Origin of the sequence: Streptomyces sp. SID8374 (genome assembly GCF_009865135.1) — a bacterium.
GTDB lineage: Bacteria > Actinomycetota > Actinomycetes > Streptomycetales > Streptomycetaceae > Streptomyces.
The window spans coordinates 1,106,697-1,131,916 of the sequence record NZ_WWGH01000002.1 but is presented as its reverse complement, the minus strand read 5'-3'; the positions used below and the strand labels follow the sequence as shown (position 1 = coordinate 1,131,916).

Annotated in this window: 15 protein-coding genes; 3 read left to right on the top strand and 12 right to left on the bottom strand. The window is 68.6% G+C overall.

Translation table 11 applies throughout. The annotated features are described in order from the left end of the window. Positions 1–35: 35 nt before the first annotated feature. The 3 genes from GTY67_RS28440 to GTY67_RS28430 all read right to left on the bottom strand — a co-directional run bounded on the left by GTY67_RS28440 (position 36) and on the right by GTY67_RS28430 (position 6,741). Positions 36–1,505, bottom strand: a complete 1,470-nt coding sequence (locus tag GTY67_RS28440) for a hypothetical protein (protein WP_161280786.1) — start codon at positions 1,503–1,505, stop codon at positions 36–38. Next, positions 1,498–5,307 (bottom strand): bifunctional glycosyltransferase family 2 protein/CDP-glycerol:glycerophosphate glycerophosphotransferase, encoded by a 3,810-nt coding sequence (locus tag GTY67_RS28435; RefSeq protein ID WP_237502939.1) that lies wholly within the window; start codon positions 5,305–5,307, stop codon positions 1,498–1,500. Before GTY67_RS28435 ends, GTY67_RS28440 begins: the two co-directional genes overlap by 8 nt. 351 nt (positions 5,308–5,658) lie before the next feature. Continuing rightward, positions 5,659–6,741: a hypothetical protein gene (locus GTY67_RS28430; protein WP_202462374.1), complete on the bottom strand. Its 1,083-nt coding sequence runs from the start codon at positions 6,739–6,741 to the stop codon at positions 5,659–5,661. A 290-nt stretch (positions 6,742–7,031) separates the two neighbouring features. Between GTY67_RS28430 and GTY67_RS28425 the strand changes: the two genes are divergently transcribed. Together GTY67_RS28425 and GTY67_RS28420 are read left to right on the top strand one after the other, a co-directional pair. Next, entirely contained in the window at positions 7,032–8,111 is a 1,080-nt protein-coding gene (locus GTY67_RS28425) for an LCP family protein (protein WP_161280784.1), read from the top strand. A 28-nt stretch (positions 8,112–8,139) separates the two neighbouring features. After that, positions 8,140–8,541 carry an NYN domain-containing protein gene (locus GTY67_RS28420; protein WP_161280781.1) on the top strand — a complete coding sequence of 134 codons (402 nt, stop codon included), beginning with the start codon at positions 8,140–8,142 and terminating at the stop codon, positions 8,539–8,541. On the opposite strand, the gene GTY67_RS28415 is transcribed toward GTY67_RS28420, so the two are convergent. The 9 genes from GTY67_RS28415 to ngcE form a co-directional block, all read right to left on the bottom strand. Then, a complete protein-coding gene (locus GTY67_RS28415) occupies positions 8,538–10,004 on the bottom strand; it encodes an amino acid permease (protein ID WP_161281627.1) in 1,467 nt (488 codons plus the stop codon). The genes GTY67_RS28420 and GTY67_RS28415 overlap by 4 nt on opposite strands. 191 nt (positions 10,005–10,195) lie before the next feature. Next, a complete protein-coding gene (gene dxs, locus GTY67_RS28410) occupies positions 10,196–12,109 on the bottom strand; it encodes a 1-deoxy-D-xylulose-5-phosphate synthase (protein ID WP_093686145.1) in 1,914 nt (637 codons plus the stop codon). Between the two features lie 164 nt (positions 12,110–12,273). Beyond that, positions 12,274–13,584 (bottom strand): sugar ABC transporter permease, encoded by a 1,311-nt coding sequence (locus tag GTY67_RS28405; protein ID WP_176727344.1) that lies wholly within the window; start codon positions 13,582–13,584, stop codon positions 12,274–12,276. Beyond that, entirely contained in the window at positions 13,581–14,369 is a 789-nt protein-coding gene (locus tag GTY67_RS28400; RefSeq protein ID WP_093686146.1) for an ATP-binding cassette domain-containing protein, read from the bottom strand. The genes GTY67_RS28405 and GTY67_RS28400 overlap by 4 nt, the downstream gene beginning before the upstream one ends. Before the next feature lie 444 nt (positions 14,370–14,813). Beyond that, the gene (locus tag GTY67_RS28395) at positions 14,814–15,926 is read right to left on the bottom strand and encodes a sugar ABC transporter substrate-binding protein (protein WP_093686147.1); all 1,113 of its coding nucleotides are present in this window, start codon (positions 15,924–15,926) and stop codon (positions 14,814–14,816) included. Between the two features lie 120 nt (positions 15,927–16,046). Further along, complete coding sequence (locus GTY67_RS28390) at positions 16,047–17,246, bottom strand: ROK family transcriptional regulator (RefSeq protein ID WP_093686148.1); 1,200 nt, start codon at positions 17,244–17,246, stop codon at positions 16,047–16,049. A 239-nt stretch (positions 17,247–17,485) separates the two neighbouring features. Continuing rightward, positions 17,486–18,415 carry a carbohydrate ABC transporter permease gene (locus tag GTY67_RS28385; protein ID WP_093686149.1) on the bottom strand — a complete coding sequence of 310 codons (930 nt, stop codon included), beginning with the start codon at positions 18,413–18,415 and terminating at the stop codon, positions 17,486–17,488. Beyond that, positions 18,415–19,335, bottom strand: a complete 921-nt coding sequence (locus GTY67_RS28380; protein ID WP_093686150.1) for a sugar ABC transporter permease — start codon at positions 19,333–19,335, stop codon at positions 18,415–18,417. The genes GTY67_RS28385 and GTY67_RS28380 overlap by 1 nt, the downstream gene beginning before the upstream one ends. Before the next feature lie 49 nt (positions 19,336–19,384). Further along, positions 19,385–20,833, bottom strand: coding sequence for an N-acetylglucosamine/diacetylchitobiose ABC transporter substrate-binding protein (gene ngcE / locus GTY67_RS28375; RefSeq protein ID WP_093686151.1), 1,449 nt, complete (start codon positions 20,831–20,833; stop codon positions 19,385–19,387). A gap of 509 nt (positions 20,834–21,342) precedes the next feature. Between ngcE and GTY67_RS28370 the strand changes: the two genes are divergently transcribed. Next, positions 21,343–25,215 (top strand): GH92 family glycosyl hydrolase, encoded by a 3,873-nt coding sequence (locus tag GTY67_RS28370; RefSeq protein ID WP_161280779.1) that lies wholly within the window; start codon positions 21,343–21,345, stop codon positions 25,213–25,215. Positions 25,216–25,220: the final 5 nt, after the last annotated feature.

The following is a 25,220-nucleotide window of genomic DNA, read 5'->3' as shown; positions in this document are numbered from 1 at the left end:
CCGGCTGACGCACGCCCCGTGGTTCTGGGGCGGCGTCAGTAACGCGGTTCGGCGTAGGAGGAGTTCACCGGTACGCCGAGGGCTCCGGTCGCGGTGAAGACGATCGCGGCCGCCGGTGATTCGGCGCCCGTCCCGTCCACCGCGGAGCACTCGACGGTGTGCTGCCCTTCGGGCCAGGTCCAGCCGGGCTCCCAGAACCAGGTGCCGTCGGGTCCGGTCGTCGTGGTGCCCAGGACCGCGCCCTCCCGGCGGAAGACGATCCGGGTGCCCCCGTCGCCGTACCCGGTGAGGATGATGCCCTGGCTGCGCACCTGCTGCTGCGGGAACGGTGCCGTGATGACCGGGGTGGCCGGCCGGCGGTGCACCGGAGCGTGAGCCGGTTCCAGCGCGGTGAAGACGATCTCGGTGCGCTCGCTGTGGAACTTCTGCGCGTTCACCGCGAAGAGGCGGATGACGTGCCGCCCCGGGGACCAGGTCTTCTCGGGCTCCCAGGACCAGCTGCCGTCCGCCTGGACCGGAGGCGATCCGAGGTACTTGCCGTTCTCCCACATGCTGACGCGTACGGCGCCGGGCGCGCTGCCGGCGAACCGCAGCTGGTTGCCCGGGACTTCCGCGTGCTGGGCCGGCAGGGTGACGGCAGGCCTGGGGAACGCCTCGGCCTGCACCTGGGAGGTCGCCTTGAGGTAGGCGTCGATGGCCGAGGTGTCGCGTTCCGGCTGCTCCCCGCCGTTGCTGATCACACCGATACGGGGGGTGATGCCGTCCACCAGGAGGTTCAGCAGCCCCATCATGGTGGGCAGGTTGCGCAGCGTCACCTTGCCGTGGCCGGCGATCAGCGGCGAGTCGTTGTAGACGAAGTTGAAGTTCGTGTAGTCCCGGAACAGCCCGAGGAACGGCTCGACGTGGCGGGTGTACTGCTCGTCCTGGGGCGAGGAGATCAGATAGATGTTGGCGTCGCGGTTGGGGCTCGTCCGCACGACCTCGGGGAGCACGGAGTCGAGGACGCGGACCTTCTCCTCGGTCACCTCGCCCATCATGAGACGGGCGGCGCCCGGCATGGACTCGCTGACGAAGGAGCCGATGCGGAACTGCGGCACGCTGGCCACGATGTTCCGGAACCCGTACTTCAGGCCGAAGTGAAGGGCGGCGGTCCCGCCCTTGGAGCTGCCGAACATGGTGCACTCGTCCGGAGTCAGCCCGAGGGCGTTCATGACCCGGGAGATGAGGTTGATGACGGACTGCTCCAGGGTGAAGTCCATCTCCCTGCACAGGTAGTAGCTGTTCTGCCCGTCGAACTGGTCGCGGATCCAGAGGATGTTGGCCCGGGTCCTGTCCAGTACGCCGTTGGCCCAGCCCCATTCGCCGGGGGCGTTGAGGTTGGCGAAGACCACGACCAGGTGGCGGTTGCCGTTCTTGGCGTGGGCGAAGCGGTACTCCAGGGGGTGGGGGCCCGAGGCCTCGACACCGCTGAACACCCGGCGGGCGTTCGGGTCTGCGTCAGACATGTACGACATCCACTTCGTGCCGGGACGGATCAGCGGTAGGGGTGCTCGTCGGGTGATGGGCAGCGGGACCGGTGCGCGGGTGCCACTGCGTCCGCCGGCCGGCTTCGGTCGGCCGCTGCGGCTGCCGGGCGGCGGGGTGAGGCGGCGTCACGGTGCCCACGGCCGGGGCGGACGCCTGCTGGGCGTCGAGGTCGCCGCCCGCCACGAGGATGCGGTCCGTCAGCCGGGCGGCGGCGTATCCGTCGTCCAGGTCGCAGAACTCCCGCTGGAACCAGCGGTAGCGGTCGGTGTACTCCGCCTCGATCCGGTCGATGTTCCGGATCGCGGAGATCAGTTCGGCCGACTCGAAGAGCAGCGGCCCCGGGGCGCTCCGCTCGAAGTCGAAGTAGAAACCGCGCAGGGTGTCCCGGTAGTGGTCCAGGTCGTAGGTGAAGAACAGGATGGGGCGCCCGGTGTTGACGAAGTCGAACATCAGGGACGAGTAGTCCGTGATCATCACGTCGCTGATCAGCGACAGGTCCGCCATGTCCGGGTAGTCGGACACGTCGAAGACGAAGCCGTCGCCCGCGCCGGGGACGGGGTCCACCACGTTGGGGTGGCGGCGGACCATGAGGACGTGGTCGGCGCCCAGCCGGGCCCGGGCGTCGTCGAGGTCGATCCGGAAGTCGAACTTGTACTTCCCGGGGGCGTAGAACTGGTCGTCCCGCCAGGTGGGCGCGTACATGATGACGCGCTTGCCCAGGGGCAGGCCGATGCGCTGCCGGATCTCCTCGGCCCGGCGTTCCGTTCCGGGGCGGCGCAGGATGTCGTTGCGCGGGTAGCCGCACTCGACCATCTCGCCGGGGAACTTGAAGGCCCGCTGGAGGATCGGGGTGGAGAAGCTGTTGGGCGACACGAGCATGTCCCAGTTCTGCACCTCCTTCTCGACCCGCTCCAGGTACCGCTGGTCGGCGAAGTGCACCGACTCGATGTCGTGGCCGATCTTCTTGAGCGGGGTGCCGTGCCAGGTCTGTACGACGGTCTGGCCGGGGCGCTTGCTGAACCAGTCGGGGAGGTGGTTGTTGGCGACCACGTACCGGGACGTCGCCAGGGCCTCGTACCACTCGGGCGACCACATGCGCACGGCCCGGGCCGTCGGCGGTACGTCGACCTGGTCGTCCCGTACGACCCAGAGGTGTTCGAGGTCCACGCCGCGCCGGACCATCTCCTCGTGGACCGCGCGGGGGCTGTCCGAGCACTGCGTGCCCTTGAAGGCGTCGAACAGTACGGCGGGGCGGACGGGCTCGCGGCGGGCCTGCGGGTAGGCCCTGGTCCGCAGCAGCTTCTGCCGGTACGGGCCCCGCGCCTCCTCCGGCATGGCGGAGTGCACGAGCATCGACAGCCTGTCGTACGCCTCGGCCTGGAGCTCGTAACGCCGCTCCCCCACCTCCAGCTCCTGGGGCATGGACGGGATGATGCCCTGTTCGATCTTGACCATGAGGTCCGGGGAACGGTCCTCGGGGGCCACCGCGGACGGGTCCTGGCGGCGCAGGAAGAAGTCCCAGCGGCCGGCGGCGAGCGGTATGCCCCCGGCGAGGGTGCGCATGGCGGCCGGGGTCAGCACGGCACGGAACCGCGGCCCGTCCCACTGGATCGGCACCGCCCGCTCGGCACCGTGGGCCCGCGAGCGTACGACGAGATGGGCGCTGATCCGCTCCGCGGGCGGGAGCAGGTCGACTCCGGGATAGTCGCAGACGAGTTCCAGTGAGCCGTCGGCGAGCCACTCGCCGTCGCTGAGCAGGGGCAGGGCGGCGCGCTCGAAGAGCACCACATAGCCGGAGCCGTTGCGGTGGACGACGACCTCGCGGTCCCGCTCCTCGGTCTGGAGCGGCTCGGGCATGCGGTAGTGGCCATCCTCGACGTCCGGGGCCATCACGGGGTAGAGCGGCGTCTTGCGGCCCTCCACGTGCAGGGTGACCTTCCAGCCGTTGCTGCCCATCGTCCAGGCCTGGGGGACGGTGTCGCCGGCAGCCCGGGAGCCGGGGACGAGGCCGGCGAGCGGGACGCGGGTGGAGAAGGTGCACCAGCCCTCACCGCCGGGCTGGAACTTCATCCAGGAGTCGTGCCGGCCGGCGCCGTTCATGCTGGTGACGCGGAACTTGCCCCATTCGGGGACGGCGGGCACGAGCAGGACCCCGCCGACCTCCAGGTGGTCTCCGGCCACGCGGTGACGCGTGATGCGGCAGCGGACGATCTCGACGCGGAGCTTCAGGCTGCCCTGGACGAAGAGCGGGAGTATCCGGGTGTTCTTGTCGACATAGCGGTACGCCGGGTTGGCGGCGGTTCCCGCACTGCCGCGGCTGATGCCCTTGTACCGGAAAAGGCCCCGGCTGAACACACCGGCGGCGACGTCCCAAGTCCCTTCCACCCACTGGCCCTTGCGCTGGAGCCGGGTGACGTCGAAGCGGCTCTCGAAGCCGGACCAGTCGTAGCAGTAGCGGCTCTGGTTGGAGTGCTCGGTCGCCTGCGGGAAGTAGGTGGTCCTGGCCAGGTTGACGAGCTTGCTGCCGGTCTTCTTGTTGCGGAGCGCCAGCATCTTGGTGGACATGTGCCGCTTGTGCACATTGATGAACCGGATGTAGGCGGAGCCCTTGAGGACCAGGGAGTCGCCGTCCCACTCCGCCCCGGAGAGCGAACTGTAGGGCGAGAGCTCCTTGTCGAGCCGGTAGTCGCTCTTGTAGAGACCCGTCTTCCGGTTCTCCAGGTGGGGGTAGTTGAGGTAGCGGCGCAGCCGTCGGCGCACCGGCAGCGGCCCGCCCTTGCGCTCGAACTCCAGGACGTCGAGAAGTTCGCCGAGCCGGCCCTGGTGCACGAGCAGCCACTTGACCCGGGCGTCGGCGGGGAGCTCCTCGATGATGTCGTAGGCGGCCTCGGCGAGGAACTCCTGGGCCCAGTGCATGAAGGCGTCGCGGTAGTCGTCGTCCGCGTCCGGCAGGACCTTGAGGTGGAGCATGAGGTCGGACTTCAGGCAGGCGAGATCGTACTTGCGCTTGTGGTCCCGGAACTGGCGCGAGCGGTGCTGTCCCAGGAAGCGGCTCACCGACTGCACGGCGGCGACCCGGTCCCGCAGGTTGGACAGTTCGGTGTGGCGCTGGGTGATGGAGGGAGCGGCACCACCGTCACGGCGCCGCCAGAAGTAGACGATGTCGGAGATGACGTCGACCTTGGCCGCCCGGAAGTGGGCGAACATGTTCACCCAGGAGTCCTCGTAGAGGACTCCTTCGGGGAACTCGATGAAGTGGTGGTCCCAGAAGGACCGGCGGAACACCTTGTTCCACACGGTGCGGTCGTAGATCAGGGCCTCGAAACGCGTAATATGCGTGCCCCTGCGGTCCCGTTGCATGGGGCCTTTGTGGAGCGGCGACTGCCACTTCTTGGTGGAGTTCATCATCTGGACATTGCCGGAGACGAAATCCGATCCGGATTCGGTCAGCGTGCGGACGAGCAGCTCGTAGGCGTATTCGGGGATGACGTCGTCGCCGTCCGCGAACACGAGGAACTCGCCGTCGGGGTGCATGGCCCGGAGCCCGGTGTTGCGGGCGTGTCCGGGGCCGTGCGACTCCTGGCGAATCAGCCGGAAGCGCGGGTCGTCGGCGCAGAAGCCCTGGGCGATCGCCGTGGAGGTGTCGGTGGAGCCGTCATCCACCATGATCACTTCGAAGTCGCGGAAGGTCTGCCGCGCGATGGATTCCAGGCACTCCGTGAGGTAGGTCTCAACGTCCTGGAACGGAACGATGACACTCAAACGGGGCCCAGCGGCCATGCTTCACACTCCAGTTCGAGGCAGGGACAACCACCTGCACACCTACGACTTCCCGACCACCGCACACTGCGCCCGACGAGTCCCCCTTGACTCGGAGTCGGGCGCACCCCCGCCGATCGCCTGCGGCTCGGCTCTCGAACTGTTGCGTCAGACGCAAATCTTAAGTGAACATTAAAGGATGTCAATGTGCAGATTCTGCACATGACTCGACTTCGCACTCGACACACGTACGTGACATGCGCCATGCTGTGCCGCGCACAACCTTCGAAGGTTCTCAGCGATCTGTGTCATACGCATTTCGCGCGGGAAGCGCCATGGTGGCCTGACAGTCCGTCGGCCCGGGTGCCGGGATCAGAGCCGTCGCCACTCCGAGAGCGTCAGACCGGGCTCGTCCAGCTGCCGGGCCACCCGGGGAACCCCGTCCTCGCCGACGACCGCCATCACGACCCGCCCGAAGGCGTCCAGGGCCAGGACCGGCGGCGCGAGACACGGCACACCCGTGTCGGACCACCAGACCCCGTTCCCCTCGTCCTCGGTGACGCCCACCCCGACCACGGCGCTTCCGTCGACGCCACGATGGGCCAGGACCGTGCAGTCGTACCCGTCCAGGTGTGCGCGGAGCGCGGCGTTCGGGCCCTCGCCCGGCACCCCGCCCAGAGCCGTCGGCCAGGCCCCCGCACGGTAGGCCACCACTCCGCGGCCGTCGGGATCGGTCCAGTAGAAGGTGGGACGGTCGGGCCCCGTCTCCAGCACCGCCACCGTCCCCGGCACCACCGCGAGGCGGGCCGGATGCCCTTCGCCGAGCGCCCCGCCCGCGGCCTGCTGGGACCAGTGCAGGATGCCGTCCGCCGTGGTGGCGAACAGTTCGATGCGGCCGGATTCGAGGGCGATCGCCGCGAGGGTCGACTCGATGCCGCTGCCCCGACGGTCGTCCCAGGGGCGCCACTTGCCGTCGCTCTGCTCGCGGCGCAGGGTCAGTCCGCCGTCCGCGTTGCGGACGAAGATGTGGACCATCCCCGAAGGTGTCACCACCGCCACGGGCTCCCCGAGCCGGCCGGCCGGCTCCGCGGCCTTGTGCGGATTCCCGAGAGAACGCCACTCGGAGACGGGGCGGCCCGGCTGGTACTGGATGGCGTACACGATGTCGACGACGGTCCGTCCGTCGGCCTTCCGCCGTTCGCGACGGCCGACGAAGTGCACGTACGCGTTGGCGTCCTGCGTCACGGAGAGATGGGTGAGGCCCGCGATCGGGACGAGGACGGGCTGCCCCCAGTCCCGCGCCCCCGGCCGCGTCTCGGTCCAGCGCCGGAGTCCGCCCTCCGCCGGAACGTAGACGGCGAGCCTGCCGTCCCTGCCCTTGGCGACCCAGATTCCCCGCAGGGTGCCGGCCTCAGGAACAACCCTGGCGGCCGGACGGGCGGTCCGTCCGAGCATGTTCCGAGTCACCTTCCAGACGTTCGACCCATTGCACATAATTTCGAATCCGGCTCATCCTAGACCCTCACAGCGAGCGAACAGATGGCGCTCGGAATACGAAGATCCCTTACGGACCGACGCCGCCACGGCGACCGCATGGCCGGGCGATGTCATCTGGGAGTCGCACGCACGATCGACACATTGTCTATAGTTCTACGGACCACGATTGTCGGACCGGCTCCTCCCCCCACCCGAGTCCACCCGCCACAGCCCCACGGGGCCGCGAGACCTAGGGACTCGAAAACAGGATGAGCAACGACGTCATGCCTCCGGGCCCCCGCGCCTCCCGCCGCGCCCCCAAGCCCCGCAAGCGCCGCCGCGGCCTCAAGATCACGCTCGGCGTCCTCCTCGTCCTGCTGCTCGCGGGCGGTGGCACCGCGTACTGGCTCTACAGCAGTCTCGACGGGAACATCAAGGGCGTCGACATCGACAAGGCGCTCGGTGAGGACCGCCCGGAGAAGCTCCCCACCAGCGGGCAGAACCTGCTGGTCCTGGGCTCGGACTCGCGGGACGGGGCGGAGAACGAGGCGCTGGGCGGGGGCGGGAGCGTCAGCGGTGCCCGGTCCGACACCGCGCTGGTGGTCCACATACCCGAGGGCCGTGCCAAGGCCGTCGCCGTCTCCATACCGCGCGACACCCTGGTGACCCGGCCCGAGTGCGCCAAGGACGGCGGGGCGACCGTGCCCGCCAAGGAGCGCGTCATGTTCAACTCCGTCTACGCGCAGGTCGGTCCGGCCTGTGTGGTGAAGACGGTGGAGAAGATGTCCGGCGTCCGCATCGACCACTACCTGGAGATCAACTTCGCCGGGTTCAAGGACCTGGTCGACGCCATCGGCGGTGTCACCGTCGACGTACCGCTGGACATCGACGACAAGGCGTCGGGGCTCAACCTCACCGCGGGTCCGCAGAAGCTGGACGGGACCGAGTCCCTCGCGTACGTACGGACCCGGCACGGTATCGGTGACGGCAGCGACCTCGGCCGTATCGGGCTCCAGCAGCAGTTCCTGATCGCCCTGCTGAGCGAGGTCAAGTCGCAGGATCTGCTGGGCAGTCCGGCCAACTCGTACAAGATCGCCAACTCGGCCACCAAGTCGCTCACCACCGACTCGGAGCTCGCCTCGCTCACCTCGCTGGCGGAGTTCGGCCGCTCCATGAACGGCGTCGACCCGGCCACGATGGAGACCATCATGCTGCCGGTGGCGTACGACAAGGCCGACCCGAACCGGGTGGTCGCCGCCGAGCCGCAGGCCGGTCAGCTGTGGAAGGCGATCCGCGAGGACACCGCGATCCCCGAGGAAGCGAAGAAGTCGCCCGCCACCGGCGGCTGACGGCACCCGGAGCTCGTACGCTGCCGGGATGGACGACGGCGCGGCGGTACTGGTGATCGTGGACGGGGCCAACGTGGTCGGGTCCGTGCCCGACGGGTGGTGGCGGGACCGGCGCGGGGCGGCCGAGCGGCTGCGGGACGCGCTGGTCCCGTACGCCGCGGACGGGCTGCCGGGGGTGCCCGGTCCCGTCGAGATCCTGCTCGTCGTGGAAGGGGCCGCCCGGGGTGTCGCGTCCGTGCCGGGCGTCGAGGTCGCCTCGGCCCCCGGCAGCGGTGACGACCTGATCGCCGAACTGGCGGCGGCCGCCGGGCCGGAGCGCGGTTGCGTCGTCGTCACCGCCGACCGGGGGCTGCGGCAGCGGGTCGAGGCGTACGGGGCACGGTGCGTCGGGCCCCGTACCGTACGGCCCGGTCCGGAGGGAAGGTCCTAGCGGGCCTGCTTGCCCAGCAGGCTGTGGCGGCGCCCGTACACGAAGTAGATGATCACTCCGAGCACCATCCAGGCCCCGAACCGGACCCAGGTCTCCACCGGCAGATTGAGCATCAGCCAGACCGAGGCGGCCACCGAGGCGATCGGCAGCAGCGGCACCCACGGGGTGCGGAAGGCGCGGGGCAGGTCGGGGCGGGTGCGGCGCAGGACCAGGACGCCGAGCGCGACGACGACGAACGCGAAGAGCGTGCCGATGTTCACCAGGGTGGCCAGCTCGTCGATGCTCGTGAACCCGGCGATGATCGCGATCAGCACACCGAGCAGGATCGTCGGGCGGTACGGGGTGCGGAAGCGCGGGTGCGTCTTGGAGAAGAAGCGCGGCAGCAGTCCGTCCCGGCTCATCGCGAAGAAGACGCGGGTCTGGCCGAGCAGCAGGATCATGCAGACCGTGGTGAGGCCGACCGCCGCGCCGAAGCTGATCAGACCGGCGTAGAACGGGTGCCCGGTGGCCTTGAAGGCGTCGGCGAGCGGGGCGCTGACGGAGAGTTCGCTGTAGTGCTGCATGCCGGTGACGACGATCGAGACCGCCACGTAGAGCACCGTGCAGATGATGAGCGAGCCGAGGATGCCGCGCGGCATGTCGCGCTGGGGCAGCTTGGTCTCCTCGGCGGCGGTGGCCACCACGTCGAAGCCGATGAAGGCGAAGAAGACGATGGAGGCGGCGGTGAAGATGCCCATGATGCCGAAGTTGGTGGGCTCGTAGCCGAAGATCAGCTGGACCAGCGGGGCGTCCCAGCCGGAGCCGGTGGGCTGCTTCTCGGCCGGCGGGATGAAGGGCTTGTAGTTCTCGGCCTTGATGAAGAACAGGCCCGCGACGATCACCATGAGGACCACGCCGACCTTGATCGCCACGACGACCGAGGTGACCCGGGCGGAGAGCTTCATGCCGATGACCAGGATGACGGTCAGGATCAGGACCAGGGCGAAGGCGAGGATGTCGAAGCCGAGTCCTTCCGCCACGTCCGGTCCCGAAAGGGCTTCGGGCATCGTCCAGTTGACGTTGTCCATCAGCGAGCGGACGTAGCCGGACCAGCCGACGGCGACCACCGCCGTGCCCAGCGCGAACTCCAGCACCAGGTCCCAGCCGATGATCCAGGCCACCAGCTCGCCGAGCGAGGCGTACGAGAACGTGTACGCGGAGCCGGCGACGGGGACGGTGGAGGCGAACTCGGCGTAACAGAGCGCGGCCAGGGCGCAGACGACGCCGGCCGCGACGAAGGCGATGGCGGTCGCCGGGCCGGCCGTCTCCTTGGCGACCTTGCCCGTGAGGACGAAGATGCCGGTACCGATGATGACGCCCACGCCGAAGACCGTGAGGTCCAGGGCGGAGAGGGACTTCTTGAGCGCGTGCTCCGGCTCCTCGGTGTCAAGGATCGACTGTTCGACGGACTTGGTGCGGAACATGCCGTTTCCGCGGGGTGGTGTGACCTGCGCGCTCACCTGCGTACCTCCACGCACTCGTTGTGCACGCCATGATTGGGACCCGGTAGGCGTAAGAACGCGCCATCTGGCCCGTTTCATGCGAATGGGCCGGGAGAACCACCCGTACAGGGGCGGCTCTCCCGGCCCGTCGGCCGTACGGAGAGATACGCGGGTCAGTCGCGGGCGGGCTCCACCGCGCGGCTCTCGAAGCGGCCGTCCAGCTTCGCGACCAGGCCGGTGACCTGGCGGGCGATGTCCGGGGCGGTCAGTCCGATCTCGGCCATGACCTCGCCGCGCGAGGCGTGGTCGAGGAAGACCGGCGGGATGCCGAAGTCGCGCAGCGGTACGTCGACGCCCGCGTCGCGCAGCGCCTGGGCGACGGCGGAGCCGACCCCTCCGGCGCGGCTGTTGTCCTCGACGGTGACGACGACGCGGTGGCGCTCGGCGAGCGGGGCGAGCGCCTCGTCCACCGGTTTGACCCAGCGCGGGTCGACGACGGTGGAGGAGATGCCCTGGGCGTCCAGCAGGTCGGCGATCTCCAGGCACATCGGGGCGAGCGCGCCGACGGAGACGATCAGGACGTCCGGGCGGGCCGCCTTCGGCTCGCGCAGGATGTCCATGCCCCCGGCCTTGCCGACGGCCTTGACCGCCGGGCCGACCGCGCCCTTGGAGAAGCGGACCACGGTGGGCGCGTCGTCGACGGCGACGGCCTCGCGCAGCTGGGCGCGGACCTGGTCGGCGTCGCGCGGGGCGGCGATCCGGAGGGTGGGCACGCACTGGAGGATCGACATGTCCCACATGCCGTTGTGCGAGGCGCCGTCGGTGCCGGTGACGCCGGCCCGGTCCAGGACGAAGGTGACGCCGCACTTGTGCAGGGCCACATCCATCAGGACCTGGTCGAAGGCGCGGTTGAGGAAGGTGGCGTAGACCGCGAAGACCGGGTGGAGGCCGCCGGTGGCCAGGCCCGCCGCGGAGACCGCGCCGTGCTGCTCGGCGATGCCGACGTCGTAGATCCGGTCCGGGAATGCCTCCTCGAACTTGCCGAGGCCGACCGGCTGGAGCATGGCCGCGGTGATCGCGACGATGTCCTCGCGCTCCTGGCCGAGCTTGAGCATCTCCTCGCCGAAGACCGAGGTCCAGTCGAGGCCGGAGGTGGAGATCGGCAGACCGGTGTCCGGGTGGATCTTGCCCACCGCGTGGAAGCGGTCGGCCTCGTCCTCCAGGGCGGGGGTGTAGCCGCGGCCCTTCTCGGTGAGGCAGTGCACGATGACCGGGCCGCCGAAGCGCTTGGCGCGCTGGAGCGCGGACTCCAGGGCCTCGATGTCGTGGCCGTCGATGGGGCCGACGTACTTCAGGCCGAGGTCCTCGAACATGCCCTGCGGGGCGATGAAGTCCTTCAGGCCCTTCTTGGCGCCGTGCAGGGTCTCGTAGAGCGGGCGGCCGACGACGGGCGTGCGCTCCAGGATGTCCTTGCCGCGGGCCAGGAACCGCTCGTAGCCGTCGGTCGTACGGAGCGTGGCGAGGTGGTTGGCGAGGCCGCCGATCGTGGGAGCGTACGAGCGCTCGTTGTCGTTGACCACGATGACCAGCGGGCGGTCCTTGGCGGCGGCGATGTTGTTCAGCGCCTCCCAGGCCATACCGCCGGTGAGCGCGCCGTCGCCGATGACCGCGACGACGTGGTCGTCCTTCTTCAGTACCTCGTTGGCCTTGGCCAGGCCGTCGGCCCAGCCGAGGACCGTGGAGGCGTGGCTGTTCTCGATGACGTCGTGCTCGGACTCGGCCTGCGAGGGGTAGCCGGAGAGGCCGCCCTTCATCTTGAGGCGGGAGAAGTCCTGGCGGCCGGTGAGCAGCTTGTGCACGTAACTCTGGTGGCCGGTGTCCCAGAGCACCTTGTCGCGGGGCGACTCGAAGACCCGGTGCAGGGCGATCGTGAGCTCCACCACTCCCAGGTTGGGGCCGAGGTGTCCGCCGGTCTTGGACACCGCGTCGACGAGGAAGGTGCGGATCTCCTCCGCGAGCTGGTCCAGCTCGTCGAGGCCGAGTCGGTCCAGGTCGCGCGGTCCCTTGATGCGGGTCAGCAGATCCACCCGTGCCTCCTTGCGTTTGAGCTGATCGAGCGTGCCGATCCGATGAGTCTAATGTTCCACCGCCGGGCGTGGGCAGCGGGAGCCTGTGTTCGAACGCGGGCGGACCGGGACGCGCAGGTGCCCGGCACCCCTGTGGGGCGCCGGGCACCTGCGCGGATCCGCGGTCAGGCGCGGCCCGCGGTCTTCTGGGTCTTACGGGTGACGGAGTCGATGACGACCGTGGCGAGCAGCACGGCGCCGGTGACCATGTACTGGATCGGCGTGGCGATGCCCTCCAGCGACAGTCCGTACTGGATGGAGACGATCACCATGACACCGAGCAGCGCGTTCCAGGTGCGGCCGCGGCCGCCGAAGAGGCTGGTGCCGCCGATGACGGCCGCCGCGATGACGTTCATCAGCAGGTCGCCGGTGCCGGAGCCCTGGTTGGCCGCCGCGATCTTGGAGGCCCAGAACAGGCCGCCGATCGCCGCGAACGTACCCGCGATGGAGAAGACGGAGATCCGGATCGCGGTGACGTTGATACCGGCGCGCCGGGAGGCCTCGACGCTGCCGCCGAGCGCGAAGATCTTCCGCCCGTACGCCGTGCGGCGCAGCACGAAGTCCGTGCCGACCAGGACGATCAGGAAGAGGACCAAGGCGAGCGGCAGGCCGCGGTACTGGTTGAACATGTACGCCGCGGCGAACGCGAACACCGCGAGGACGCCGGTGCGCAGGGCGATGTCGGCGATCGGCCGGGACGGGATGCCCGCGGCCTCGCGGCGGCGGGTGTCCAGGAAGGCGGCGGCGAAGTAGCCGATGACCGCGACGGCGGCGAGCCCGTAGGCGGCGGCGACATCGGTGAAGTAGTACGTGGTCAGCTTGCCGACCACCCCGTCGCCGTCCAGGTTGATGGTGCCGGAGTCGCCGAGCAGCTGGAGCATGAAGCCGAGCCAGAACAGCAGGCCGGCCAGGGTGACGGCGAAGGCCGGGGCGCCGATCCTGGCGAAGAAGAAGCCGTGGATCGCGCCGATCACCGCGCCGCTGACGATGGCGACGAGGATCGCCAGCCACTCGTTCATGCCCTGGGTGACGCTGAGCACCGCGACGAGGGCGCCGGAGACACCGCTGACCGAGCCGACCGAGAGGTCGATCTCGCCGAGCAGCAGGACGAAGATGATGCCGACGGCCATCATGCCGGTGGCGACCATCGTGGTGGCGATGTCGCTGATGTTCTTCGCGGAGAGGAACTCGGAGTTCATGCTCTGGAAGACGATGGCGATGATCGCGAGGCCGACGACCACCGGGATGGAGCCCAGGTCACCGCCGCTGATCTTGCGCTTGAACTCGGTGATGTATCCGGCGAAGCCCTGCTCGCGGATGAGCAGGCGGGGGTCGACGACCGTGGCCGCGCCCTCGGCCGCGTCGGGGTTGCCGACCGGCGCGTCCGCCGGGGCGGGGGTCTTGTCCAGCGAGGCCGCGGACTTGTCGGTGGTCACTTGGAAACCTCCGCGTTGCGCGCCGCACGTCGGGTCACGGCGTTGTCCGTGGCGCCCGTGATGGCGGAGATGATCTCTTCCTGGGAGGTGGTCTTCACATCGAAGACACCGTTGTTCCGGCCCAGCCGGAGCACGGCGACCTTGTCGGCCACGGCCTTCACATCGGCCATGTTGTGGCTGATGAGGATGACCGCGTGACCGCGCTCACGGAGCCTCTCGACGAGGTCGAGGACCTGGGCGGTCTGCTCCACGCCGAGGGCGGCGGTCGGCTCGTCGAGGATGACGAGCTTGGGCTCGCCGAGCATCGACCGGGCGATGGCCACGGTCTGGCGCTGGCCGCCGGAGAGCGAGGCGATCGGGATGCGGACGCTCGGGATCCGGATGGAGAGCGTGGAGAGCAGCTCGCGGGAGCGGCGCTCCATCTCCACCTCGTCCAGGATGCCGAAGCGGCGCAGCTCCCGGCCCAGGTAGAGGTTGCCGACGACATCGATGTTGTCGCACAGCGCGAGGTCCTGATAGACGGTGGCGACGCCGAGGTTCTGGGCGTCGTGCGGCTTGTCGATCGCGACCGCCTCGCCCTCCCACTCGATGACTCCCTCATCGATGGGGTGCACTCCGGCGATCGTCTTGACCAGCGTTGATTTACCGGCGCCGTTGTCGCCCACCAGGGCGACCACCTCACCGGCGTGGACCTCAAGCTCTACATCGGTGAGTACCTGGACGGCACCGAATCGCTTGGAGACCCCTCGCAACGCCAACACGGGCGTAGCGGTCACGTGAACCATCTCCTTCGCCGCCTGACCGGCGGGGATGCCGCGCCCGGGGGAAGGCGCGGCGGTCGAGCAGAAGAACAGAAAAAGGGGGAAGCGTTCCGTCCGGCGCCCCGCCCGGTAGCGGGACGGTTGGTGGGCGGGACACCGGACAGGCTTCGTGGCGCGCGCGGACCGCTGTGCGGCGGGCCCGTGCGCGGGCGGTGATGCCGTGGCGCCTTCGCGAGGACGCGTCGGGCGTACGGCGGGAGGGGGCGTCCTGCCGGCCGTGACCGGTCGGACGCCACCTGGGGTGTGTCCGGCGGATCAGGGCCGGGTAGGCCGCGGCGTCCGGTGCGGTGCATCGCAAGGCGCTGGAACGTCCTCATCGCGGAGCGATTCGGGCGTTTCGGCAACGCGGCGAGGCGCCGTGCCAGGCGTCGCGGACCCGGTCAAGATCCGCCGGACACGCCCCAGGGCCTACTTCAGGCCGATCTTGTCGCAGGAGGCCTTGTACTTGCCCGAGCAGATCTCGTCCAGCGTCCAGATGCCGTCCTTGACCACGGTGTCCTTGATGTTGTCCTTGGTCAGCGAGATGACCGGGACGAGGACCGTGGGGATGCCCTTCTGGCTGGCGTTGTCGACCTTCGAGGTGGCGATCGAGTCCAGCTTCTCGCCCTTGGCGAGCGCGACGGCCATCTCGGCGGCGACGACGCCCTCCGCCGGGTAGGACTTGTAGACGCTCATGAACTGCTCACCGGTGACGATGCGCTGCACGCCCGCCAGCTCGGCGTCCTGGCCGGTGACCGGGGGGAGCGGGGAGAGGCCGGCGCCCTTGAGGGCGGTGATGATGCCGCCCGCCATGCCGTCGTTGGCGGAGTAGACGCCGTCGATCTTGTCCTTGCCGAGCGCGGTGATCGCCGCTTCCATGTTGGCGTTGGCGTTCTCCGGCTTCCACTCCTTGGTGTCGTACTCCTTGCCGTACTTCACCTTGCCGTCGAGGACGGACTTGGCGCCCTTCTTGAAGAGCGCGGCGTTCGGGTCGGTGATCGCGCCGTTCATCATCACGATCGTGGCGCCGTCGGCCTTGTCGCCCAGGGCCTCCAGGAGCGCGGTGCCCTGTGCGCGGCCGACCTCTTCGTTGTCGAAGGAGGTGTAGGCGTCGATCGGGCCCTCGGCGAGGCGGTCGAAGGCGACGACCGGGATGCCGGCGTCCTTGGCCTTCTTGACGCTGTTCTCGATCGCCTTGGCGTCCACGGCACCGATGATCAGCGCGTCGACCTTGTTGGTGATCATCGTGTCGATCTGCTGCGCCTGAGTGGTCGCGTCCTGCTTGGCGTTGTTGTAGGTGACCTTCGCCTTGCCGTCCGTGAGCTCGTCGATCTTCTTCTCGATGATCGGACGGTCGAACTTCTCGTAACGGGCCGTCTGGTTCTCGGGGAGGAGCAGACCTATCTTCAGGTCGTTGCCCTTCTTCTCCGAGCCCTTTTCGGCCTTGTCGCCGGACTCCTTGGCGCTCCCGCAAGCGGCCAGCGAGATCGCCATCGTGGTGGCGGCAACGGCAACGGCGGCACGACGCATACGCGTGTTCATTCTCGAACCTCCCTGACGAGGCCGCGACGTTGCGGCCGAGGTGGCTGGAAGTCAACTCGGCCGCAGCGCCAGCGTCAAGGAGTAAATCCTTAACGAGATGACAACGGTGCCATTCGTTATCTAAGTGAAGGCAGGAGTCGCCGCAGGGAGGGTGCTCTCCAAAAGGGTTGAATCCCCCATCTCGCTCAGCACCAGGGCCAGGGCGCCCAGCACCTCGGCACGGCCGCCCAGGGCCCCGGGGAGCACCGAGAGCTGCCGGGCCGCGCTGGGTATCGCGTAACGCGACACGGAGTCCCGTATGGGCCCCAGGACCAGCTCCCCGGCCTCCGCCAGCGAGCCGCCGAGGACGACCCGGCTGGGGTTGAGCAGGTTGCACAGGTTGGCGACGCCGCTGCCTATGTGGCGGCCGACGTCCCCGATCACCCGGCGGCACCCCGGATCGCCCTCACGGGCCAGCTGGACCACCCGCTCCATGGTGAGCCCGGGGCCGTGGCTGGGCTGGAGCAGCGGCAGCACGTAGCGCGCGGCGGTGAAGGTCTCCAGGCAGCCGCGGTTGCCGCAGCGGCAGACCGGGCCGGACTCGTCCAGGGTGATGTGGCCGATCTCGCCGGCCGTGCCGCCGGGGCCCCGGTAGATGGTCCCGTCGATCACCAGACCGGCGCCGACCCCGCTGGCGACCTTGATGTACGCGAGGTCCTTGACGCCCCGCCCGCTCCCCCAGACCAGCTCGCCCAGGGCTCCGAGGTTGGCGTCGTTGTCGACGTACACCGGGACGCCGAGGCGGCCGGAGAGCTCCTCGCTGGGGTTGATGCCCGTCCAGCCCGGCAGGATCGAGGTGGAGCCCAGCGTTCCGGACTCGACGTCGATGGGGCCCGGCACACCGAGACCGATGCCGATGATCTTGTCCGGGCCTATCCCGGTGGCCTCGATCAGCCGGTTGACCAGCACTTCGGCCCGGTCGAACCCCTCCGCGGAGGAGGCGTCGACATCCAGCGGCTCGGACTCCTCGGCCAGCACCTGGTGGGCCAGGTTGCCGACGGCGACCCGCAGGTGGGTGTGGCCGAAGTCGACCCCGATGACGATGCCCGCGTCCCCGCTGAGGGAGACGCTGCGGGCCCGCCGGCCGCCCGCCGAGGTGGGCGTCACCTCGACCGTCCCGCCGTCCTTCAGCTCCCGGACGATATTGGAGACCGTGGCCGCGGAGAGGCCGGTGCTCCGGGCGATCTCCGCCTGGGTGAGCGACCCCGCCATCCGTACGGCGCGTACGACCCGCTCCAGATTGGCCCTGTGCAGCGATGTCTGCGACCCGGGAGTCTCCATCGACTCATCCACTCCTGCCCTTGGCGGGCGGCCCAGAGGACCACCCCGGCCGGGGCAGCAGCGATGACACCCCGGCTTCCTCCAACATGTGAACTCTAAGCTGACCGTTCGGGGGTGCCTTCCGTCAAGACCTGAGCACCGGCGCGCACCCCGCAACGGCCCGGTGCCCCGGTGGAGATGATCTCCGCCGGGGCACCGGGCCGTTGTGGATATGTGACCTTCTTCTGCTGACGCGTGACCTACTTGAGCGCGCCCGCGGTCAGACCGGAGACGACCTGGCGCTGGAAGATGATGTACGCCGCCAGCACCGGGAGCATCGCGATCACCAGGCCCGCGAAGAGGCCCGAGTAGTCGCCCTTGTACCCCTGGCTGGAGGCCAGCTCCACCAGCCCCTGGGCGAGCACCCGCTTCTCCGGGTCGGTGTTGAGCACCGTCGGCAGCATGTACTGGTTCCACTGCCCCAGGAAGTTGAAGATGCCGACGCTGATCAGACCGGGCTTGGCCATCGGCAGCATCACCTGGAAGAACGTCCGGGTGTGCGAGGCCCCGTCGATGATCGACGCCTCCGCCACCGAGGTCGGCAGCGTACGGAAGAACGAGGTCAGGAAGAACACGGTGAACGGCAGCGAGTACGCGATGTACACGAGGATCAGGCCGTGGATCGTGTTCAGCAGCCCCATGTTGTCCATGACGAAGAACAGCGGGACCAGCGCCAGCATGATCGGGAAGCTCATGCCGCCGACGAACAAGAAGTAAATGAAGCGGTTGCCCGGGAACTCGAAGCGCGCGAGCACATAGGCGGCCATCGACCCGAGGACCAGGGTGCCGACGAGCGAACCGCCCACCACCAGGATGGTGTTCAGGAAATACTCGCTCATATGGGCCTGGCTCCAGGCCCGGCCCCAGGCGTCGAAGCTCAGCGAGCTCGGCAGCGACCAGGGGGTGTTGAAGATGTCCGAGTCGGTCTTGAACGAGGACATCACCGCCCAGAACAGCGGCAGCACGACCATGATCGCCCACAGGATGAGCATCCCGTGCGAGAAGACGTTGAGGACCTGGCCCTCGCTGCTCTTCGCGGGGGCGGAGGAGCCCTTGGGGTCCGTGCCGGTGCGCTGGGCGGGCACCTTGGACGCGTCGGTGCCGGAGGGAGGGGTGTCAGTGGTCTTCATCAGAACTCCAGCCGCTCGCGCCGGCCCACCCGCATGACGATGGCGGCGAACGCCAGGGTCACGATGAGCAGGGCGACACCGATCGTGGTCGCGTAGCCCGCCTGTCCGTCACGGAACGCCGCCTGGTAGACGTACAGCGGCAGGACGGTGGTCGAGTAGTCGGGCCCGCCGGGGCCGACGCTCATGATGTGGACGATGGCGAAGCCCTCGGCGCCGAGGGCCAGGATGCCCATGTAGACCCAGCCGGACTGGACCGTGTCCCACAGCAGGGGCAGCGTGATCCGGAAGAAGGTCGTGAAGCGGCTCGCCCCGTCCAGCAGGGCGGCTTCGTAGAAGTCCTTGGGGATGGAGGCCATGCCCGCGGAGAACAGCACCACGAAGAAGCCGGTGGTGCACCAGACGAGGACCGCCATGATGACCCACAGGGCCAGGTTCGGATCGCCCAGCCAGTCCGGTACGTCGTCGAAGCCCACGGCCTTGAGCGTGCCGTTGACCATGCCCTGGGCCGGGTCGAAGGCGAACTGGAACAGGATGGCCACGATCGCGATCGAGAGCACCTGCGGGAAGAAGTAGGCGATCTTGTAGAAGCCGGAGCCCCGTACGCCGGTGACGGCGGCGCCCTTGCGGCGCCGGCCGCCCACGTTGAGCATGAAGGCGAAGAAGAGCGCGAGGCCCAGCGTCACCAGCGGCAGCAGAACGGCCAGCAGCACACTGTGCTGTAGCGATTTCCAGAAGATGTCGTCGTCGAGCATCTTGGTGTAGTTGTCGAACCCGACCATCTTGAAGTCGGGGCTCAGACCTGTCCAGTCCGTGAACGAGTAGTAGATGGACTGGATGAACGGCCAGATGACGAAGATGACATACAACGACATCGGGGCCACCAAGAACCCGACTATGAACCGGTACTTACCGTGTTGCATCGTTACCGACTCCGACCTTCCCCGAGCTGCTGCCGCTGGTGACGCGTGATCACTGGTGCCTGAAGTGCTTGATGGACTGGTCCTTGGCGGCCGCGTCGGCGAACGCCTGGATCTTCTTGATGGTCTCGGCCGGGGTGGCGCGGCCGGCCATCATCTCGCCGAGCGCCGCGACGCCGATCTGCTCCTTCTGGAGCTTCACGTACCAGTCCTGGAGACGGGGGTTGACCACATTGGTGCCGGCCTTCTCCAGGGCCGCGACACCGGACTTCAGGCCGTCCGACAACTCGATGCCGTCGGTGCCGCCGTTGAAGGCGGAGAGCGACTTGGTGTTGGTGGTGAAGGACTTGGAGGAGGCCTCGCTGAGCATGATGCGCAGCTGCTCCATGCCGCCCGCCGGGTTCTTCGCCTTGGCCGGGACGATGAACGGCTCGCCGCCGGACGCCCAGATGGTGCCGAAGGGCAGCTTGTCCGAGGAGTCGAGGGAGGAGGGGGCGCCCACGGACAGCTTGAAGTCCTTGGGGATGATGGCCGCTTCCTCGTTCTCGACCCAGGAGCCGTTCGGGATGAACAGCGCCTTGCCGCGGGCCCAGGCGCCCTGCGAACCGCGGTGGTCCAGGCCCGGGGTGCCCTTGAGGATGTAGCCCTTGGCGTAGAGCTCGTAGTACGCCTCGAAGGCCGCCTTGACCGCGGGGTGCTCCCAGGCCTTCGGCTCCAGGTTGTCGATGGCGTTCAGGACCTCGACGCCGCCGATCTTCCCGATGAACGGGTAGAGCGAGAACGGGATGTAGTAAGGGTGCTTGCCGGGGTAGGTCCAGCCGGCGATGCCCTGCTTCTTCGCCTTCGCGCAGAGCGCGAGCATGTCGTCCCAGGTCTCCGGGTACGTGGCGTCCAGCTTGTCCAGCGCGGTCTGGGAGTACCAGACGCCGTAGACCGTGTACGCGTAGTACATGATCCAGACCGGGTCGCCGTCGAACTGGCCCATCTCGACGATGCCGGGCCGCAGGGTGTCGCGGACCGTCTTGGCGGGGTCGTCGATGGACGGGGCGTCCAGCAGCGGGGTGAGGTCGGTGAGCTGCTTCTTGCCGACCAGGACGCCCATGTCCATCTGCTGGGCACCGGAGTTGTCGATCAGGTCCGGCGGGGTGCCGCCGTTGAAGCGCGGCTGGAGGACCGACTGGATCTTCTGCGTCGCGGAGAACTTGACCTGCGCCTCGGGGTAGGTCTTCTTGTAGACGTCCCGGGCGTCCTCCGCGTACTTGGTGCCGAACCCGCCGTCGAAGATCACGATCTCCAGCGGGGCGCTGCCGTTGACGGCCAGCGGGTTCTTCTCGCTCTTCTCGCCCTTTTCGACCTTGTTGTCGTCGCTGTCGCCGCTGCCGCTCGCGCAGGCGGAGAGGAAGCTCATCGTCGGAACAGCGATCAGGCCGAGTGCGGCAGAACGCTTGATCAGATCGCGACGGCCAAGGCCCTCATTGTTCTGAGCGGAGGTGGATCCCATGCTCAAGTCCTCGCCTTCTCCAGGACTCAGGCGGTGTACCGGTCACCCGTCGAAAATTCGCCTCAGGCGAAGGGCCCCGCCACCGCGGTCGGTTGCGCTCGGGTCGTGCAGATATGCAGGTGTACCGGAGAAAAGAACCGGCGGAGTGGGGGTGGTCGGAGAACCGTACCGCCAGGGCGTCCATGACGCCCTCGCGGCCGTCCCCTTGTTCCCCCGTGTGCGCATCCGTCGGAAACGGCTGTGCAGATGGCGACAGGTATAGTCCACTTGTCGCCAACTGAGCAAGATCGAATGCACGTTGGGACGCCAGTCTTTCCCGAGTTGAGACCTCGCGGACTCCTCGGCACCGTGCGCCCTCGCGCAGGGGCGGCTTTCTCCCCTTACGGCCGATTCGCGCGCCGCACCTGTGGCAACACCCTTGACACGTCCTGTCACTTGGCTCCCTACTGGACCTTGCATCCCGCTATGACAACGTTGTCCAAGCACGCTCCGGGGAGGAATGGCTCGGTATGCAGCCACCACGAGGTCTCCACCATGGCGCTGGAAAAGCCTTCAGCAGCGCCGCCCGTACGAGACGGAGCCGCACGGCCGCCGTCCTCGCGGCATCACTCGCCCTGGCCCTCGCGGCCCCCACGGCAGCCGTCGCCGGCCCGTCCACGGGGCCCTGGAAGCCGTCCGGCGAACGGACGTTCCGCTCCTCCTTCGAGGCGGACGAGAAGCAGCCGGACTGGCGCAACACGGTAGAGGAAGGACCGGACGGCAAGGAGCGCTCCTCGGGTGTCGACGGCGGCTTCTCCACCGGCATACCGGGCAATGTCACCGACCGGGTGACCGATGTCCGCGCCAGCGCCGAGAACACCGCAGGCGGCGAGGTCAAGGAGAACCTGGTCGATGTCGAACCGGCCTCCAAGTGGCTGGCGTTCGCGACGACCGGCTGGGTCGAGTTCGACCTGGACGAGCCGGTGAAGGTGGTGACGTACGCGCTCACCTCCGCCAACGACCACGCCCCGCGCGACCCGAAGGACTGGACGCTCAAGGGCTCGGCGGACGGCAAGGAGTGGACCGACCTCGACACCCGCAAGGGCGAGACCTTCACCGAGCGGCACCAGACGAAATCGTACGATTTCGCCTCCGACACCGCCTACCGGCACTTCCGGCTGGAGATCACCGCCAACAACGGCGCGTCGGACATCCTCCAGCTCGCCGACGTTCAGTTCTCGAACGGTGACACCTCCGCGCCCGTCCCCGACGAGATGCGCAGCCAGGCCGACCGCGGCCCCTCCGGCTCGCCCACCGCCAAGGCAGGGGCGGGATTCACCGGAAAGAAGGCACTGCGTTACGCGGGTACGCACAAGCCGGACGGCCGCGCGTACGCGTACAACAAGATTTTCGATGTGAACACGGCCGTCACCAAGGACACCGAGCTCTCCTACCTCGTCTATCCGCAGATGGGCGAGACGGACCTCAACTACCCCGCGACCCACATCGCGGTGGACCTCGCCTTCACCGACGGCACCTACCTGAGCGAGCTGAAGGCGACCGACAGCCACGGCGGGCTGCTGACCCCGCAGGGCCAGGCGGATGCCAAGCGCCTCTACGTCGACCAGTGGAACAAGGTCTCCTCCCGCATCGGCACGGTCGCGGCGGGCAAGACGGTCGACCGGATCCTGGTGGCGTACGACTCCCCCAAGGGCCCGGCGAAGTTCCAGGGCTGGGTCGACGACATCGCTATCGCCCCGAAGGCGCCCGAGAAGCGCAAGGCGCATCTGTCGGACTACGCGCTGACCACGCGCGGCACCAACTCCTCCGGCGGCTTCTCGCGCGGCAACAACATCCCGGCCACCGCCGTCCCCCATGGCTTCAACTTCTGGACGCCGGTGACCAACGCCGGTTCGCTGAGCTGGCTGTACGACTACCACCGGGGCAACAACGAGGAGAACCTCCCCACGCTCCAGGCCTTCAGCGCCAGCCATGAGCCGAGCCCCTGGATGGGCGACCGGCAGACCTTCCAGGTGATGCCGTCGGCCGCGAGCGGCACCCCGGACGCCGCCCGCACGGCCCGCGCGCTGCCGTTCCGGCACGAGAACGAGACCGCGAAGCCGCACTACTACGGCGTCACGTTCGAGAACGGCCTCAAGACGGAGATCGCGCCGACCGACCACGCGGCCCGGATGCGGTTCACCTACCCCGGCAAGGACGCGAGCCTGGTCTTCGACAACGTGTCGAACGCCGGCGGTCTCACCCTGGATCCCGAGACCCGCTCCTTCTCCGGCTACACGGACGTGAAGAGCGGCCTGTCCACCGGCGCCACCCGCATGTTCGTCTACGGCGTCTTCGACGCGCCGGTGACCGACAGCGGCAAGCTGAAGGGCGGGGGCGGTGACGACGTCACGGGCTTCTTCCGCTTCGACGCGGGCAGGGACCGTACGGTCAACCTGCGGCTGGCCACCTCGCTGATCGGTGTCGACCAGGCGAAGAAGAACCTGGCGATGGAGATCCCGGAGTCCACCTCCTTCGAGAAGGTGCAGCGCAGGGCGCAGGCGGCCTGGGACGACATCCTGCGGACGATCGAGGTCGAGGGCGCCAACGAGGACCAGCTGACCACGCTCTACTCCAGCCTCTACCGCCTCTACCTCTACCCGAACTCCGGCCACGAGAAGGTCGACGGGAAGAACAAGTACGCGAGCCCCTTCACCAAGCCGACCGGCACGGACACCCCCACGCAGACCGGCGCGAAGATCGTCGACGGCAAGGTGTACGTCAACAACGGCTTCTGGGACACCTACCGCACGACCTGGCCCGCCTACTCCTTCTTCTCCCCGAAGAAGGCCGGCGAGCTGGTGGACGGCTTCGTCCAGCACTACAAGGACGGCGGCTGGACCTCCCGCTGGTCCTCCCCCGGCTACGCGGACCTGATGACCGGCACCAGCTCGGACGTGGCCTTCGCGGACGCGTACGTCAAGGGCGTGAAGTTCGACGCGGAGGCGGCGTACGACGCGGCGGTCAAGAACGCCACGGTGGCCCCGCCGTCCTCGGGCGTCGGCCGCAAGGGCATGGAGACCTCGGTCTTCACCGGTTACGCCAACACCGCGACGCACGAGGGCCTGTCCTGGTCGCTGGAGGGCTACCTCAACGACTACGGCATCGCGCGCATGGGCGAGGAGCTTTACAAGAAGACGAAGAAGGCGCGGTACAAGGAGGAGTCGGCGTACTTCCTCAACCGGGCGCAGAAGTACGTCAAGCTCTTCGACGAGAAGGCGGGCTTCTTCCAGGGCAGGAAGCCCAACGGCGACTGGCGCCTCCCCTCGGACCAGTACGACCCGCGCGTGTGGGGCTACGACTACACCGAGACCAACGGCTGGGGCTACGCCTTCACCGCCCCGCAGGACAGCCGGGGCCTGGCCAACCTGTACGGCGGCCGCGCGGGGCTCGGCAAGAAGCTGGACACGTACTTCTCGACGCCGGAGACGGCGGGCCCGGAGTTCGTCGGCAGCTACGGCGGGGTCATCCACGAGATGACCGAGGCCCGTGACGTACGGATGGGCCAGTACGGGCACAGCAACCAGGTCGCCCACCACGCCACGTACATGTACAACGCGGCCTCGCAGCCGTACAAGACGCAGGAGAAGGTCCGCGAGGTGCTGGGCCGCCTCTACGTCGGCAGCGAGATCGGGCAGGGCATCCACGGCGACGAGGACAACGGCGAGCAGTCGGCCTGGTACCTCTTCTCGGCGCTCGGCTTCTACCCGCTGGTGATGGGCAGCGGGGAGTACGCCATCGGCTCGCCGCTCTTCAAGAAGGTCACCGTCCGCATGGACAACGGCCGCAAGCTGACCGTGAAGGCGCCGAAGAACAGCGACAAGAACATCTACGTGCAGGGCGTGAAGGTCAACGGCAAGAAGTGGACCTCCACCGCGCTCCCCCACGACGTGCTGGCCAAGGGCGGAACGTTGGAGTTCGACATGGGTCCGAAGCCGTCGGCCTGGGGCACGGGCAAGGACGCGGCGCCGGTCTCCATCCAGCAGGACGACAAGGCCCCGGCGCCCAAGGGCGATGTGCTGAAGGGTGACGGCGCGCTGTTCGACAACACCTCGGCGACCTCGGCGGAGGTCGGGTCGGTGGAGCTGCCCGTCCCCGCGTCCACCAAGGCGCTCCAGTACACGCTGACGTCGGCGGCCGCCGACAAGGCCCCGAAGGGCTGGACGCTCCAGGGCTCGTCCGACGGCGAGAAGTGGACGGACCTCGACCGCCGCTCCGGCGAGTCCTTCGCCTGGGACAAGCAGACCCGGGCGTTCTCGGTGGGCAAGCCCGGCGCGTACGCGAAGTACCGGCTGGTGCTGACGGGTTCGGCGACGCTGGCGGAGGTGGAGCTGCTCTCCTGACCTGT